Here is a 16428-nt window from a genome sequence, read left to right on the forward strand (position 1 = left end):
ATTACAGGGCTAGTAAAAATAGCAGAAAAGCTTAGCAAACCGGGCAAAACTACCCAAAATCCGCTACACCTTATCACCAAGCCCTTTCCGCTCTATCAACGCCACCACTTCCACGTGTGTTTTGGCAGTAAGATGATACTGTAACGCAAAAGTATTTTCCACATACCCCCCTTTAAAATTTAGGGGGTCGGGGGTCGTGAGCTTATAAATTTTCGCAAAATTATAAAGTAAGCAGGGTAGTTTTCCCCCGTCTCCACTATCCATCAACTAAAAATATAGACTTTGCCATTCTCATAATATCTGTGTTAATACGGTTTACCAATAAGCCATTGTTTTGCTTCTTCCGGATCTGAAAAAAACTTAATTTGCTGGGCAATATCCATGGTTCTAGCCTTAAACTGCTTTCTAATCTTACATCTGACCAAGATAGAACATCCAACCAGGCACAGCTTATTAATCTTAGAGCGTATGGTTATAATATGTAATACGAGTGTGTCTATGACCTCGTCATCAATTGTGGTTTCATACAAATCAATCCATATCCGGCGATTGTTTAGTCCGGGTGATTTTAAAATGAATTCTTCTTCAGCTTTCATAACAGCAAACAACTTATCCTTGTTTTTAAAATAGCTTCCATATTTCAGTGGGTGTAGTTCACCACCCATGTAATAGTATGGACAAAGACTTCCGCTTGGTGATTTATTCATCATATCCCCCTATGTTACACAGTTGTTCTCTACCTGGCTTTTTCTCACAAACATGCAGTAAACATACCATCAAAACAAACTCCTGTCGAAAAATTTTATAATCTATGTTTTTATTCAACTCCAAGAACTGGTATCCTATATTAGATTTATTTTTTACTTTTCTATAACCTACTATATTTGCCATATTTTTCTAAATATTATACCAAACACATCTTGTTCATGTAAAGTAAATTTTTATTTTTTTATTTTTTAATAAGCTTTTTTAAGCTTTTTTAAGCTTTTTTAATAAGTAGATAAGTATTATATATTAAGGCAATTGTTATAAACTATCCGATATCCATCAATACTCCAATACAAAAAGAGTCATAAAGTTTGAACATCAAATGTTAAGCCAGGAATTCCAGCCTCTCTAAAGAATAAGTCATCTTATTCCAAATGTATTCCAAATAAAATTCTTCACAGCGATGATAGTTGGTTTTGTAGTATATCCATAAACTTCTCTATATCCCCCATGTGTATTGAAGGTTCATAATAGCTGACACACAGTGTAAGGTTATTATGGTATGTACTTGCTCCCAACATAAAACTTGGAGAGTACATTGCAGGGGTTATAATATAGGCATCCGTAACAGTACTACCACCAAACCTAAATGGATACTGTGCAATACCCCCAATGTTCGAAAGAATTGGAGAAGACTTTCCACTGTCTTCTATTCTTTTTCTTATCTTCATTAACGCTTCCGCTGCATCTTTATACTTCATGGTTCTTAATAAATCCATGGATGCGGCACTGTGTACACCCGGATTGCTTCTTTTTAGATTATTCATCACCGTTGAGACCCTTCTCAGTGTTGCACTAAATGTTTCTCCTTCTTTCCTCTCTACTCTGGCATTTACCACCCCTGACAGGTTACATATTCCTGCCGCCTTTCGTTGAGGAAGATAGCGCCGCAAATCAACGGATACATAGATTTCCATAGGCTGTAAAGCCTCAGGCAAAAGCATATCAAACATTGTCCTGTAGAAAGCAGTTAATATCATATCATTTATAGTAGCTCCATTCTCTCTAGCATATGCAGATATTGTATTAAACTGGTCTTTCTCAATTTTCCTAACTGCAGTCTTTAATTTATCCGGTTTGCCTTCATTGTAAGGGAACACCCAGTTAGGTTTTAGTGCTGCTAACTGGGGATTGTATGCCATTCTGGGGTCAGCTATGCCAAGTTTTCTGTATACTTTAGCAGTATCTCCCCTGCAGTTGTTGTTAACTTCAGGCATATAACTCTCATCTGTGCACAAATGATTATAAATATCTGCAAGTACTTGAAGATATTCTTTAATGCCTCCCCCGTCGCAGCACGCATGGTTAATCTTTACACACAGAGTATCCTTTTCATGGGAACGGATTATCCTTACTTGAAGCTGATATAGCTCCGGCTCCAAAGTGCTGGTGATAAACTTATGAACAGCGTCTGCACTATCTTCTGTTTCTTCAAGCATACACCATTCCACACTGTCAATATCCTTAAGCCTTTCCCAGTATGCCTCTTCCGGGTCCTCCACAAAGCTGCAGCCAAGAACAGGCTCTGCATCTACCGACAGCCTTACTGCTTTCTTCATTTTCTCAATATCCAGTCTTTCTTCGAATTCCAATACAGCTTGAATCTGTGCATTACAGCTGCAATACCGTGCAATATGATTTGCCCAATCCTGCCCGTCGGCTTTCATTTTGTTTCTGATCCCTTTAAATTCTTCACATGAGTTCATAATCACTTCTAACCCCTCTCTCATTTACATTAAGTTAAAGATAAATTCCCATTATTCTGAATGCAGATATCTATTTATACTGTTTAGCTCAGCAGTTGCATATAAAACCTACACTTACCCTATAATGCTTCCGAAACATCGCTTCTGCACCTTATCCCGAACTGCTCCGCAATATCGGCAGCAAAGCTTGATTTTGCCGGCGGCCCTGCAACAATGCGATAGGTTCTCCTGCGTATACTTTTTTGGTTATCGGCTTCCAGACTCCTGTCCCCTTCCTGAAACTGGGCTGCCATGCTGACCAGTCTGCTGCTTCCTTCTCTGATTGCCTGTATATCTTTATTTATGCTATCCACCCTTTCAGCAAGCTCATACAGATGGGTGACAAAAGCACACCTAGCTCCTATTACTGCAAGCGCCGACAGAATATCTTCAGCAATCGCACTTCCCTCTCTGGAATTGGTGGAAGCGAATGACTCATTCATAAGCACAAGACTCTTTGGTGTCGCGTTCTCCAGTATAAACAGCATCCTGTCCAGTTCTTCGCCTAATCTGCCTTCATTGCTTTCAGGCTTTTCATCTGCCGGAAAGTGAGTGAACAAGCAATCTACAGGACTAACTGCAGCCTTTGCTGCAGGAACAGGTATGCCCGCCTGCGCAAGCACCTGCAGTATGCCGGCAGCTCTGATATATGTTGTTTTACCCCCCTGGTTCGGCCCGGTGATAATCTGTATCCTGCCTTCATCGTCCAGGCACACCTTGTTTGACACAATTACCTCCATAGGCTTTTCACACCCACTATCGGCAAGATAAAACGCGAAACTCAGATCATATACACCCTGTACATAAATACTGCGCTCACCGGCAGGGGCAATTACCGCCCTGGAGGCTGCAAGGCCAAACCTGTGCATCTTATTTACCAGCTTAAGGGCTCCTTCGTAGAATAAAAGCTCTTCAGAAAGATTCCTAAGGAAGGAGGAAGCTGAAGCAGCCATTGCTTCCAGAATTGAAGAGATGCTTGTAAGCACCTTATCTTTCACTTCGTTGACATTCTGCTCCAGAATGTAGTCTATATGCCTTATTATCTGTGTATCGCTATACTTGCTTCCAATACTGAAAAGCTTTTTCAGCCGCTGCGCCCAAGAACCATAAGCGTATTCTTCCTTGTCGATACAATCGGACCCGAATCCATTGCTGTCAATATCGACAAGCAAGGCCTCTATAAGCTTAAAGGAGGTGTCAAGGCGCACTTCCAGCTTCAGCCTCATATACCCTTTAAGACACTGTTTCAGAGTCAGAAGTGTCTTCTGCAGCTCTGCAAAGTTATTACCGGCTGCATATTCACATACAGTCGCGCAAAACTTTTTCAGCCCCGGAGACATATACTTTCCCCTGTAACAGTTCAGAGCTGCAGCTAGCTTTTTGTAAATTTCACAGTACTCTAAAAATGCAACAATATCCTTTATAAGCTTATACTCTGCCGACACCCTGTTTTTTACCCTTATGGAGGCCTGCCGATCCCTTTCAACAGAATCCAGCCGGGAGAAAAGCACCTCAAGATCCTCAACCAGATGGGGTGACTGAATAAAATCCTGTAAAATGTCGTAGCGGTAATCAATATCTTCACTGTTTTGACAAAGCTCCGTAAAAACGGAAGTGATAATCCTTCTGCAATTTTGATTTTTACTTCCGGCACACATGATATCGATTATTTTATCCAGCTGCAGGTCTTTAATAAACTCCGGCATTTCACTTCTTAAGTGGAGTTTCTCATTGCTATTGCAATATAGTAAACTGACTTTATTAACCATATTCGCACCGCCTTGTTCATACCAGATATCCTCTTCTTTTAAGCAGTTCGTCAAGCTGCTTTGAGGATAACCCATGCTTTAATGTAATATCCCTTGAATATCCGAAGCCGGTAGGCTTTAACCGGTGTATCCTATATGTCCTGTTACCAATCAAACCTTTGCCGTCAAAGTCGTCAATCCCTGCTGCCAGGCTCGCCAGTTTACTCCCTTCAGGTACTTCCCCGTTTAAGTCATCTACATCAAAAGCCAGTTCAGTAAAATGGGTCACATAAATACCAAGGCACCCTTTTTTCATCAGAAGCTTAAGCACATCTCTTCCAAGATAATAACCGTCTACCCTTCTAGTACTGGAAAAGGTTTCATTAAGAAGTATCAGGCTTTGATGGGTTGAGTTATCCAATATCTGAGATATTCTCTGTATCTCCTCTCCCAGTCTCCCTTTTTGCAGCCCCAAAACCTCTTCTTGCGGAAAGTGGGTATGTATTGCATCAACAACATTCATTTCCGCATTATGAGCCGGTACATAACATCCTGCCTGGAACAAAGCCTGGGCAATTCCTACAGAACGTATATAGGTAGTCTTGCCGCCCTTATTCGGCCCGGTCACAACAAATATTCTCCCATTCTCATCAAAGCTCAAGTCATTAGCCACTATAGCTTCTGAAAGATTCATCCTGCCGGAGTCTTTCATCTGCAACGCCAGACTCAAATCATATAACTCCAGAACACTCGCATTCCCGCTTTGGCTCATATGAATCCTGGGCTTACATAACTTCAGCCCACGGTTTTCCATACTCCATACGAGCTCCGAAAACCTCAGATAAAACTCAAGCTCAAACTTGAGTTCACAAATTTCATCAAAGCTGTAACCTGAATAATTCCCGTAAAATTCCTGTATGCTGTTGAATACCAAAGGATTTACCGCCATCAACCTTTCCAGGATCAACTCCTCAAGCCTTGAAAAACGCACATCATAGTATATCTTGCAGTAACTGCGGTCCCTGCCATCCAGGAAGACAGCTCCATTATCAAGTATGCTTGAGATAAAAGGCTTTGCATGAGATATACATCCTTCTATGCTATCCGTGTTAATAACGATATCCTTTAACCCCTCATAGTATCCGAATTCAATAGAAAGCTTCGATACTGTCTCGTATTCCTCTGATATCCGTCTTACAGCTTTCTGCATATCAATAAAAATGCTCTTTTTTGCGATATGTCTTACGAAATCCAGCAGAGCTCTCAACCCTGAGGACTTCAGCTCCCCTTCCCTGCTTTCGAGGCATTCCTTCATTCCGGCGATTAACGATACATATGCTGCCGCCTTTTCGAACAAGCAGGTATAAACATGAATTTCTTTCTGATTCGGGTATTTTTCTTTAGAGGACCTTTCAATTAAAGCAATGATTTTAACAAACTCATTGAAGGCTTCTGAAAGCTCCCGGTTTTCTATGAAATCCTCCATTATGTCCAATCGGTATTGTAGCACACTTCTGTCAGTACACAGCTTTTCAAATAATTCCTCTGCCTTTTTACGGTCTTCCTCCTTAAAAGCAAGGCTATCCAGGATCTTGCCGATGCAAAGGTCTTTTATATAAGAGCCGGATGCCGCACATTTACTGTTCCAATAAGCCCAGTCAGCTTCTCTTGGCCATAACAGGCTATAATACCTGCTGTCTTCCGTTTCTTTGCAATTATTCAGCATGATAATCCCCCTTTCGGCTATATATCACTATTTACTATATCATTATGATATATGGTAATAAAAAAATATAATTACTTATCCTTTATACATCCTCACTACCTGCATTATAAGCCCTGATGCGTTCAATAGTCTCTTCACACCAGCGTACTCTGAACTCAGCATCATATATCCCATAACGTATCGTTGACAGCCAATAGGGATAGCCTTTATCCTCTCTAGCTTTTTTATTATTTGAATATTCCTCTTCCACCTTTCGGAAACACTCCAGGCTTTTGCTATGCCTTTCCCGCACACGTTCCAGTTCCTGCAGAGTGTATTCCACTGGCACCATCTTGGCAAAGGTCAGTTTGAGCATCAGCTCCAGCCGTTGGGGGGTAGGCTCAATGGGTCGCATTAACCAATCAACGAGCTCATCTTTTCCCTTTTGGGTAATAGAATAGACATTCCGTGGAGGTCTGCCTTCATTTTGCTCGACACTTTTCTGAATCACCCCATCTTTTTCCATCTGCTTGAGAACCGGATAGATATGTCCGAAATTCTCATTCCAGAAATAGGAGATTCCCCTGTCACAGTTCTTTTTGATATCATAGCCTGATCCCGGTGCTATGTTGAGTACACCAAGGATTGCATATCTTGTTTTATTTATCTTTGGCATAGAACACTCCTTATACCTATAATATATCACAACTTATTATATCATTCTGATATATATTGTCAATTATTTCTTTGTGGTGCATATAGTTCATTAGTTTCCTTCCTGTAGATAATAAAGATCAGTAACATTCATCGATGCATTGTGCTCTATACCCACAGTAATCTATGAAGTCGAGTGCTGATTTTACTAAGTTTAACATCCCCCCCTTCTAACTGCTTCTGTTTCTCAATAAAAGCATTGAATCCTCCGATGGTATCACTCTCAAGCCCCCCATAGAACCGCTCCTATCAAGAAGAAAAATAATTTCAGTTAAATTCATATCCATTTTAATCATCCTTTCAAATGTGTTCATGATATAATATTACTTGAGTTAGGCTTGAAAAGCGACAATTTATGGGAGGGCATATTACAATGCTGATGAAAAACTATTATTAGAATTACGGCAGTATGTTGAAGAACATCTCAATATTCTTATTTTCTGCACCTGTGAAGAAGCAAGGTATATTGAGAAAAGCGTTTGCGAAGATATTGGTCATAGTGAATTGGAAGAGTATATTAAAAACAACCGCAAGCCGACATTCAATCAGGTATTGTTTAGCTTTATAGATAGGAAAGGGACCACTGATTCAGATATTTACAAAAAAGCTGGTATTGATCGTAGGCACTTCTCAAAAATAAGGTCTAACCCAGATTACCGAATCAGCAAGAATACTGCTGTTTCTCTGTCTCTTGCTCTTGAGCTCACCAAGAAGGATACTGATAAACTCCTCAGTGCTGCAGGCTATTCCCTGTCTGATAGTGATACATTTGATTTGGTAATCCAGTTTTGCATGGAGAAAAAAATGTACGATATACATAATGTCAATGAAGCTTTAGTTTACTTCAGTTTGAAGCCCTTATCTGGGGTTTTGGAATAAAAAAATAAGCCGACCAAGGTGACAGACACCCCAGCCGGTTCGATGCTTAGTTTTATTCAATTTCCGAGCCATCCAGTAGACTGATAATCAATTTCGAATGATTATAAACTGTTATCTTTTCAACGAGTTTGAAGTACAAACCTAAATCAAAACCAGTAATAGCTCCGGTTGTTTTGAAAACCTCTATAAACCTTTTTGCAGTGACCCTTATAAAAACATTCTCACTGTTAATCTGTTCTGCTACATAATCTGCCTCTATTTTTGTTATAGTACCTCGCACTGTTTCTCCCGGAAGCACTCCTTCAATAAATACCTTAATACCATCCACCATTCCGATACCACAGCCATCCTGTGTCAGCCCAATAATATCAAAGGTGTACAAATCTCCTATTATTAGCATCACTTTACCTTTCAAACTTATTTCTTGCTCATTGGAACAAAACCGCCCTTCTCAATCGCTTTTGCACCATCCTCACCGAGAATCCAGGCAATCATCCTGTTTACAGGACTATCCTGAGCCTCTCCCTCTCTTGTCACGGCATATAACACTGCTGTGAAGGGATATTTTTTGCTTATTATATTCTCTTTGTTGCACTCTATACCCTCAACAGATAAAAACTTTACACTTTCCTTCTTATGCATTTCATTTGCGAAGTAATAGAAGGAATACCCTATTGAGTTTTTTGAATTCTTGTAATCCGCAACTGCGTCAATAAGTCCTCCCATGCTGTCGGGTTTCCCTTCAGTAGGTGCCACAGCAAGATTTATGCCTTTCATTACCTTGTTTTCCATAAATGTCTGACTTCCTGAGTTTTGCTCCCTCTGATAAGCCAGTATATCATTATCCTCTCCACCAACCTGCCTCCAGTTGGTAACGTTACCGGAGTATATATCCTGTATCTGCTTTACTGTCAGGTTATTAACAGGGTTATCCTTGTGCACCAGGAAAACAAATGCATCCCTTCCAATGGGCGTCAGTTTCATTTTAACTTTATTTTGTTCGGCCAATTTCAATTCTTCGTCTGATGGCCCTGCAACAAATATTATATCAGCTTTTTTCTCTATAAGCCTCACATACGCATCATGAGTTGTACTGAATCTTACAGTATCAGCCTTTCTATTGCTTACTCCAGCCAGTTCTTTTATGAGAACCTTGCCAAATGGAATGGCAGCAGTAGCACCATCAACTTTTGGATATGTATATGCAGTAAACATTTTGGAATTTGGAACCAGAACAGTTGTCAAAATACAAATTACTAGTATACCTGGAATTGCTGCTGAAACCAGCTTTATCTTTTTCCTGCTGACATACCTTGTAAGATATTTTTCTGACCAAACACCCATAAGGAATGCCATGCATGGAATAAACACAGCTGCCAGATTTAAATATACCAGAATCCCAGTATTGGATACATAATCCTCAAGACCACCAATAAGTACTACTCCCCACATTGCGTATAAATCATATAGAATCCAGGCTAAATCATTTATATTCTTAATTGAGCTTGAATAGCCGGTATACCATAACAAAATCCCCATAACAATTACTGGCAATACAATTATTACCTGTTTAATAAAGTTATCTCCAATTTTCTTTGCCATAATAAATCCCAAAATACCCAAAGGCAAATATACAACGAAACAGTATAATATACCAAAAAACAGCAAGCCTGTATCACTGAGATTATCAAGTAATCCCTTAACGTTTGTATTTATCATATCTGCAACTGCTGTAATACTTAAAAGTGCAAAAAACAAACATTCAAAAACAAAGTACGACAGTGCAAACATAAAACAAAGTGATATTGTGGACATTTTCTTTGTATTACCTTTTATTTGCTCATCCATTTTTTCGCCTCCGCAAATTTAGCTATATTAAAAGTGTTAATGATTTTACATTCCGTTCTCAATTATACCAGATTATTTGTTTATATAAAAAGACAATCACAATTCCAGGCAAGATTAATATATTACTAATAGCAGCAATTAATAATTATATTAAAAGTTTTAATAATAGGATCCTAGGAGATTATTTTCATGTTTATATCAGAAGATAAACAACACTGCCTTTTACTGGCAATATCTTTACTTATATTCATACTGCTTGCAACAGGTTCCACAGGGCTATCACAAACACCCGATTCACCAACTATAATTCCAACTGTCATATAGGCAGAGTACAAAAGGGGGGACATTCCTGTGTTTTCACAAGATAATTTAAACAAGATCTTAAGGGATGTCATGGGTTGTTTAAATAGAAATGTCCCTGGCAGCAATTCAGATAAAAACAAATCAAATAAAAACTCCAATGGCAATAAAATAAACATTACACCTGCACAAGCCCTAGTCATCGCAGGAATTATAGGAGGTGTATTGGAAGTTGACTCAGTTTTGGTTGACAAGGATCAAGTTGTGCAAATTGTTTTAGCCGGATCTCTAAAGCAAAAGACAGAACTGGAGAAAATGTTTGATGATATTGGCTCCATGCCTTTTGATGAAGTGTTAAAGGCAATGCTGGGCAGGCTGTAAGTTTGTTGACATAACAAGCAATTTATATAAGAATACACCATAAGGTTAATGTTACAAGGGACAAGTTTACTATATTCGTTATTGCAAATAAGTAAAATCGATACTTCACTCTCAAGATTTAAAACTTTAAAGCCGATATTTAATTAAAGCAATAGTTATCATGCCCTGCCAAAGTATGGCAAAATGATACTTTTAAATTCAGAAAGGGTAAAAAATGCTGCCAAGATTAAATATCGGTGTAATCACTCACCGCACAGAAGCTTCCTATTTCGGCACTTTACTTAATGGCATTCATGAATCTCTTAAAAAAGAGGATGCCAACATGTTTGTCATCAATACCTTTATGATGTACAGATTTGATTCCAATTTAAAAAGGCAATCAAGTTTTTATCCTCTTGCTTCCAAAAATATAGACGGGTGGATAATTCTATCGCAAGGGGCCGATGATGAATATCTTAACATGCTGTTTAATTCCGACAAACCTGTAGTATTAATAAGCCATGATCCCCAAAAATATAACTGCGACTGCATTATACAGGAAGACAATCATTATGGTGCTGAAACTATCACCCAGCACCTTATTGATCATGGGCATACAAAAATAGCTTATATCGGCTGGTCTCAACTGTTTGACATGAATGAGCGTTTTGAAGGTTACAAGCGTGCATTGAAAAAAAACGGCATACCCTTTGATGAAAAATTAGTATTTGATACCGAGAAAGATGCATTAATAGACTCAGGTAAAATTGCTGCAGCCAGCTTATTGCAAAGCGGGTCATTATTTACAGCAGTTTTTTGTGCCAATGATTTTATTGCACTCGGTGCTATGGAAACTTTTAAAGAGTCAGGTATAAATATTCCAGGCGATGTAGCTATTATGGGATACGATGATGTATTATATGCCAAAAACTGCACACCCTCATTATCCAGCTTTCATCAGAACATAAAAACCATTGGGTATACAGGAGGAGAAACTTTAATTAATATCTTAAGAAATAATGTTCCTCCAAATAAAATCATACACATAAAGTCAGAACTTGTATTAAGGGAATCCTGCGGCTGCAATATAAAAACTGAAGAAGACCTAACCCTTGAAAACCTGAAATTAAAGGATTCAATAATTAAATGTGTAGAGGACATGCTTTTTAGAAACTACGGCTTAGGTACCGAACTATTTTCATTAGATCTGGAAGGAATAAAGAAACTTATGCCACAAATAGTCAACAATTACTCCTGGCTATGTTTAGGGCTATTCAGCGAAGATAATCCCAACAATGGTCAACTCACTATTGAACATATGTCAAATTTTAACACAGAACCGATCCCCAGTCCAGCTTCAGTCTGTCCTATTGAAGAGTTTCCAAATATCAGCATGGTACCTGATTTATACCCCCTCGGGCCTGATGATATAATATGGGTACTTCCATTATCGACAATGGCAAAGAACTGGGGAGTTATCTCATACATAAGTCCTTTTAATGATACCAGTACCCTTTACGCTTATGACATTTCCAATACAATATTTAACCTTTTGGGTATTGCTCTTGATCGTGAGGTAGCCAGCAGAGAATCCAAAAATAACCTACTCGTTCTCCAGAAAACCCTTGATACTCTTCGTGAAACTCAGGAACAATTGATTCAGACAGAGAAAATGGCATCCCTTGTGGGTGTCGTATCAGGTATTGCACATGAAATAAATACCCCCATAGGAGTAAGTTTGACAGCTGCTTCATTTCTTGAGCAAAGCACCAATAAAGTAATTGAGCAGTTTCATACAAAAAAGCTTGGACACAAAGATTTTATGGGCTTTTTGGAAGAATGTCTTGAAACAAGTAAAATTCTCATGTCAAATTTGCAAAGGTCGTCAGGGCTTGTCAACAGGTTTAAGGAAATTGCTGTTAACCGTTCAAACCAGAATAAAGTCAAAATAAACCTTAAGCACTTTATAGATGATATATGGACTCTATTACCTCCTGTACTAGCCAAAAATAATGTAAGCATAAACATAAACTGCCCCCATGACCTTTTAATATTGACCTATCCGGAAGGACTCATTCAAATCATTACCAGTCTTTTTGAAAACTCTATAGTTCATGGCTTTTCTGAAGGAAACAATGGGAGTATCAACATTGATGTAACTTCAAACAATAACCTATTATACATAGTTTATTCCGATGACGGGATAGGAATAGAAAAAAGTAACCTTTCAAAAATATTTGACCCATTTTTTACCACAAAGAGAGGCCTTGGCAGAATTGGTCTTGGATTAAATATTGTTTATAATATAGTAACTCAGGAATTTGGAGGGACTATCAATTGTGAAAGCGAGATTGGCAATGGAACAGTATTTCATATAACAATTCCACTCATCGGTTAAAACACACCACAATTTGACAGTCATAAAATAAAATGATTTTACTGCAAATCAACAAAAGTCACACAAATTTGTAATTGCAGTAAAATCATTTTTTAATGTTTAGAAAATTCTCATCAAAATATCATTAATCATTAATTGAAAATTGCATTAGTTAACCTGTCAAAAAGTTTTTCTCCATTACCTGAACCTGTACAGTTTGTCATTATAATTACAGCCGGATTACCGTTACCTGTAAATCCATGCTTTAAATTATTATTGGCAACACAATTTTTAAGAACATGTGGTACAGAAGCCGTATCATCCCCTAGTTTATATCCGTTTCCATCACCACCTGTTGCGGTTCCGTTAGTCTCTTTGCCGTTTCCGCTGGCTTCACAGTTTTCCATGGTAACAACTCCAATAGCTCCTGTATCGGATTTTGTGTACAAGTCCCATCCGTCATCACAGTTGTATAAAGCTTTACAGTTTCTAAATACATTTCCATTTCCGCTAGTAAGCTTGGCAGCAAATCCGTCTGCATTTTCCAGAGTAGAGTCCTTATTCTCAGTTGATATGCAATCCAATATAAGATTGTTGCTTGGCCATTTGTCTATTGTTTTATAAGCCGAATTGTATCTTGATATCTGAAGTCCTGAATCATGATTTTTCTTGAATAGACATCCCTCAATTTTATTATTGTTTCCAGCTAAAAGCATTCCATTGTCCCCTGCATTTTGAATGGTTATACCTTTAATATACCAATAATTTGCTGCAAGTACGATACCTCTGTTTGAAGATTCCTCACTCATTGCCGAGAAATCCAAGACAGGCTTGTCGCTTCCATATGCAAAAATATTCTTTGTAGCGGCTGCACTTCCGTTATTACCCTCTGCAATAATTATTGTTGAAGATAGATTATAGGTACCGCCTTTTAAGAAAATTGTTTTGCCTGGCTGAATATCTTTAATAGCCTGAGCTAAAGTTACAGATCCGTTAGGCTCAATTATTATATCTCCGCTTGCTGGAGTGGAAGATACAGCACTTGTTGGAGTAGGAGTTGATGCTTTAGTAGGTGTTGGTGCCTTGGTTGATGTTGGCACCTTGGTAGGTGTCGCAGTTGGATTAGTTATTGGAACTATCGTAACGTTTTGAGGATAATCACTTGAGGTTTTACCGAAATATTTTGCAATAACGATTATATCCGTCATATTTACAGAGCCATCCATATTCAAATCATATGCTTCGTTATAACCAGAGCCGCCCTTTGAAGCGTTAAATGCTTTTGCGATTTGAATTATATCGGTCATGTTTATAGCATTATCCCCATTTATATCTCCTGCCATCATTAATACAGGCGAGCTCTGTGGGCCTACCATGACACCGCTTGCATTATTGACATTTCTAATTTCTCTGGTCAAGTATGATGCTTTGCTTATTTTCACTGTATAGCTTGAACCCTGGGGAACATTGGGCAATTCAAAATAACCATTGTTATTAGTTACAGTACTTCCCACTCCTATAACTTCCATTTTGAATCCGCTTCTTAAATCAGCAGAACTCCCATTTAAATCCGGCTTTACATATCCTGAAATTGAATAACCATTACTGTTTGAAGAAGAAGGTGATACTTTAACTGTAGGTGTCGACGTTGGTTTCATTGTTGAAGGTGGGTTGCTGGCTGTTCCTTCAAGTTTTCCTACGCCGGCATACTGTGTTACCATCGCCTTAACACTGCTCGCAGGACTTAATGCTTGGGAGTATTGATACGATGGAGTAAAACTGCATGTTGATGTAGTAGGCTGGTTTCCCTTACAGTTTATAAACTGGTTGTCCTTTACATCCCACATACCAACTTCATCACTGAAATATGTACCTATCGGTCCTTCAGCACATCCAGTTGTATCGTCAACTGATCCGGAGCCGACATTTTCAAATACATTGCCTTCAACACGGAGTTTGGCACCTACTCTGGAATTAACAGCTGAACTTTCTATGTCCAGATAGTAATTGTTGAATATGTGTCCGGTTCCTCCTCTATAGCTAGGCAAACGGGATTTGCAGTTTTCATAGAAATTGTGATGGAAGGTAATTTTTCTGTCATAGTCATCACTATCTGACGAACCCACAAGGCTTGTCTTGAATGCATCATGGAAATAGTTCCAGGATACGGTAATGTACTCACTGGTTTTCTTTGCATCAAGGAGTCCATCATACCAGTCAACATCTCCGCCCGATATATCTCCCTTTTCATCTATTTTACCATCTCCGTTACAATCACCTATCATATTGTATATCTCGCAATGATCAACCCAAATATGATTGCTGCTTTCTATGCCTATTCCATCAAGGGGTGCCAAAGTATGATGAATCTTTAAGTTCCGGACTATAATATTGCTGGACTTATATATATTTAATCCGATACCTTCCAATTCCCCCTCGTTCCAACGCCTATAACAGAGATATTTTTAACTTCTTTTATATCAATTTTTCCAGCACCGCTTATCTTTCCATCAATTTTCATTATCAGCGGTGATGTATCATCTTCCTTTTTGCGGGTATTTAAAAGATCATTTGCTTGAGTAAGACTGGTAATGGTTACTTCTTTTCCACCAGTTCCTCCAGTAGTGCCGCCTTCCAACGTTGCAAAACCAATCAGATCGAAATTAACCTGTCCATAGTTCTCAGCTGCAAAGACACCTGTTCTGAATAAAAATACCTGTGTACAAATTAAAGATACCATCATGCAGCCTACAAGTATTTTTCTAAAAAAGCTTTTACTATTCATTGACTTACCCCTCCCTAAAATCATTGTTTTAGTATATTCTTAAAATTCTCTAACCTAAACCTCCTTTTGATATTTTTCACTTTATTATAGTAGTTCGAAAGTTATATAAATTTTTTTGTGCCACATTTGGATAAAAGAACATTTTAATATCTAAAAAATCATGGAAATGGTGTAATAAATAGTTAGAACACTGCTAAATGCTTAGTAACAGCTAAGAAATAACATTCGATATAAATTTCGCTCATGTGTTGACTTAGCTCGTCAACAACCGTCTTAATATAGATTATAGCACTTATAAGAACTGTTTTCCATACAATATATAAAAGCAGGTGAATACCTTAATCCGGTACTCAACCTGCCTTAGTAATGATTCAAATATAACTCACATCTTATCCATCATGTCTTCCAAGCTTCTGCTTATTAATTGTGCTATCATCTGATAGCCTGCTGAATTCGGATGCAGGTTATCGGATGCAATAAAGCGATTAAGGTTTAATTTAAACATATCATAAGTCGGAATAAAAACAGCCTTAATGTCATCGGCAAAAACCAGTGAAGTAGCATGGTTCCAGCTGTTCATAAGCTGTGCATAATCATTGGTAATTCCGTCATCATAAGGATTGTATAACCCTACAAACATTATAAATGCATCCTTGTTTGTATTGCGAACCTTATTTGTTATTTCTTTCAAAGCTGCAATGTATGCTCTTTGCTTTTCCTTAAACGCATTTTCCAGGTTATTACCTTCCTGCCTCTGTATTTCCAAGAGGTCATTACCCCCTATGGAGATCAGTATAATATCTGAACTTTTAATCTCATTATCCAAACTGCCATTTTTAATCTGATCCATCAATTCTGCACTCTTAAGCCCGTCTATACCAAGATTGCTTACGATAATATCTTTTGCAGTATAATTCTTAAGGTTATCGGATAGATATCCTCCAATCCCTCTAAATGTTTCATCACCTGTTCCTTTTGCTATTGAGTCACCCAAAATAAGAACCTTCACTGTCTTTGGATCGTTGGAAGAATTCCCTCCATTTGGTACCCCCTGCTGTGATATGGGCTTGCTTACTTCCTTAACCGGCCCGGTTGAAACTTTTACTGCCATAACAAAACCAGCACAAACAGAAATCAACGATATAAATACAATTACTAGAATACTGAACCACATGACCTTTTTAGCCATCAAAGCACCC

The 16428-nt window shown here is 38.3% G+C and carries 14 protein-coding genes and 1 pseudogene; 4 read left to right on the forward strand and 11 right to left on the reverse strand.

Annotated features, from left to right (window positions below; all coding sequences use genetic code 11):
* Positions 1–305: 305 nt before the first annotated feature.
* The 6 genes and pseudogenes from Bccel_RS19965 to Bccel_RS29765 form a co-directional block, all read right to left on the reverse strand.
* The gene (locus tag Bccel_RS19965; protein WP_036937616.1) at positions 306–710 is read right to left on the reverse strand and encodes a hypothetical protein; all 405 of its coding nucleotides are present in this window, start codon (positions 708–710) and stop codon (positions 306–308) included.
* Between the two features lie 453 nt (positions 711–1163).
* Complete coding sequence (locus Bccel_RS19975; RefSeq protein WP_050753663.1) at positions 1164–2474, reverse strand: condensation domain-containing protein; 1311 nt, start codon at positions 2472–2474, stop codon at positions 1164–1166.
* A 119-nt stretch (positions 2475–2593) separates the two neighbouring features.
* Positions 2594–4282, reverse strand: a complete 1689-nt coding sequence (locus Bccel_RS19980) for a MutS-related protein (RefSeq protein ID WP_036937612.1) — start codon at positions 4280–4282, stop codon at positions 2594–2596.
* 16 nt (positions 4283–4298) lie between these two features.
* Complete coding sequence (locus Bccel_RS19985; protein ID WP_036937609.1) at positions 4299–5987, reverse strand: MutS-related protein; 1689 nt, start codon at positions 5985–5987, stop codon at positions 4299–4301.
* Between the two features lie 82 nt (positions 5988–6069).
* Positions 6070–6642, reverse strand: coding sequence for a PadR family transcriptional regulator (locus Bccel_RS19990; RefSeq protein WP_036937607.1), 573 nt, complete (start codon positions 6640–6642; stop codon positions 6070–6072).
* A 203-nt stretch (positions 6643–6845) separates the two neighbouring features.
* Positions 6846–6967, reverse strand: a pseudogene (locus Bccel_RS29765) (vWA domain-containing protein); the annotation flags it as partial.
* Between the two features lie 217 nt (positions 6968–7184).
* On the opposite strand from Bccel_RS29765, the gene Bccel_RS19995 reads away from it, so the two are divergent.
* On the forward strand, positions 7185–7559 hold the full coding sequence (locus tag Bccel_RS19995) for a hypothetical protein (RefSeq protein WP_242853065.1): 375 nt from the start codon (positions 7185–7187) through the stop codon (positions 7557–7559).
* Positions 7560–7611: 52 nt separating this feature from the next.
* Here the strand turns inward: Bccel_RS19995 and Bccel_RS31700 are convergent, their stop codons facing one another.
* Positions 7612–7959 carry a hypothetical protein gene (locus Bccel_RS31700; RefSeq protein ID WP_242857034.1) on the reverse strand — a complete coding sequence of 116 codons (348 nt, stop codon included), beginning with the start codon at positions 7957–7959 and terminating at the stop codon, positions 7612–7614.
* Between the two features lie 17 nt (positions 7960–7976).
* Positions 7977–9407, reverse strand: coding sequence for a PstS family phosphate ABC transporter substrate-binding protein (locus tag Bccel_RS20005; protein ID WP_036937601.1), 1431 nt, complete (start codon positions 9405–9407; stop codon positions 7977–7979).
* A 189-nt stretch (positions 9408–9596) separates the two neighbouring features.
* Between Bccel_RS20005 and Bccel_RS32185 the strand changes: the two genes are divergently transcribed.
* The 3 genes from Bccel_RS32185 (at position 9597) to Bccel_RS20015 (ending at position 12465) form a co-directional block, all read left to right on the forward strand.
* On the forward strand, positions 9597–9731 hold the full coding sequence (locus Bccel_RS32185) for a hypothetical protein (protein ID WP_276326229.1): 135 nt from the start codon (positions 9597–9599) through the stop codon (positions 9729–9731).
* A gap of 27 nt (positions 9732–9758) precedes the next feature.
* Positions 9759–10088, forward strand: a complete 330-nt coding sequence (locus Bccel_RS20010) for a hypothetical protein (RefSeq protein ID WP_050753665.1) — start codon at positions 9759–9761, stop codon at positions 10086–10088.
* 214 nt (positions 10089–10302) lie between these two features.
* On the forward strand, positions 10303–12465 hold the full coding sequence (locus Bccel_RS20015; RefSeq protein WP_050753666.1) for a substrate-binding domain-containing protein: 2163 nt from the start codon (positions 10303–10305) through the stop codon (positions 12463–12465).
* Positions 12466–12596: 131 nt separating this feature from the next.
* Here the strand turns inward: Bccel_RS20015 and Bccel_RS31705 are convergent, their stop codons facing one another.
* From Bccel_RS31705 to Bccel_RS20030, 3 genes are all read right to left on the reverse strand, one after another.
* Complete coding sequence (locus tag Bccel_RS31705) at positions 12597–14873, reverse strand: pectate lyase family protein (protein WP_242857035.1); 2277 nt, start codon at positions 14871–14873, stop codon at positions 12597–12599.
* Complete coding sequence (locus Bccel_RS31710) at positions 14855–15229, reverse strand: hypothetical protein (RefSeq protein ID WP_050753667.1); 375 nt, start codon at positions 15227–15229, stop codon at positions 14855–14857. Before Bccel_RS31710 ends, Bccel_RS31705 begins: the two co-directional genes overlap by 19 nt.
* Before the next feature lie 382 nt (positions 15230–15611).
* The gene (locus Bccel_RS20030) at positions 15612–16418 is read right to left on the reverse strand and encodes a DUF459 domain-containing protein (protein ID WP_036937598.1); all 807 of its coding nucleotides are present in this window, start codon (positions 16416–16418) and stop codon (positions 15612–15614) included.
* Between the last annotated feature and the right edge of the window lie 10 nt (positions 16419–16428).

The sequence above is a fragment of the Pseudobacteroides cellulosolvens ATCC 35603 = DSM 2933 genome (assembly GCF_001262605.1).
Lineage (GTDB): Bacteria > Bacillota > Clostridia > Acetivibrionales > DSM-2933 > Pseudobacteroides > Pseudobacteroides cellulosolvens.

What these genes read in the sequence shown, in the direction of transcription:
- Bccel_RS31710 (WP_050753667.1), bottom strand. Translation starts at nt 15,229, where the DNA reads ATGAATAGTAAAAGCTTTTTTAGAAAAATACTTGTAGGCTGCATGATG.
- Bccel_RS20030 (WP_036937598.1), bottom strand. Translation starts at nt 16,418, where the DNA reads ATGGCTAAAAAGGTCATGTGGTTCAGTATTCTAGTAATTGTATTTATA.
- Bccel_RS20015 (WP_050753666.1), top strand. Translation starts at nt 10,303, where the DNA reads ATGCTGCCAAGATTAAATATCGGTGTAATCACTCACCGCACAGAAGCT.
- Bccel_RS19985 (WP_036937609.1), bottom strand. Translation starts at nt 5,987, where the DNA reads ATGCTGAATAATTGCAAAGAAACGGAAGACAGCAGGTATTATAGCCTG.
- Bccel_RS19975 (WP_050753663.1), bottom strand. Translation starts at nt 2,474, where the DNA reads ATGAACTCATGTGAAGAATTTAAAGGGATCAGAAACAAAATGAAAGCC.
- Bccel_RS19965 (WP_036937616.1), bottom strand. Translation starts at nt 710, where the DNA reads ATGATGAATAAATCACCAAGCGGAAGTCTTTGTCCATACTATTACATG.
- Bccel_RS20005 (WP_036937601.1), bottom strand. Translation starts at nt 9,407, where the DNA reads ATGGATGAGCAAATAAAAGGTAATACAAAGAAAATGTCCACAATATCA.
- Bccel_RS32185 (WP_276326229.1), top strand. Translation starts at nt 9,597, where the DNA reads ATGTTTATATCAGAAGATAAACAACACTGCCTTTTACTGGCAATATCT.
- Bccel_RS19990 (WP_036937607.1), bottom strand. Translation starts at nt 6,642, where the DNA reads ATGCCAAAGATAAATAAAACAAGATATGCAATCCTTGGTGTACTCAAC.
- Bccel_RS19980 (WP_036937612.1), bottom strand. Translation starts at nt 4,282, where the DNA reads ATGGTTAATAAAGTCAGTTTACTATATTGCAATAGCAATGAGAAACTC.
- Bccel_RS31700 (WP_242857034.1), bottom strand. Translation starts at nt 7,959, where the DNA reads ATGCTAATAATAGGAGATTTGTACACCTTTGATATTATTGGGCTGACA.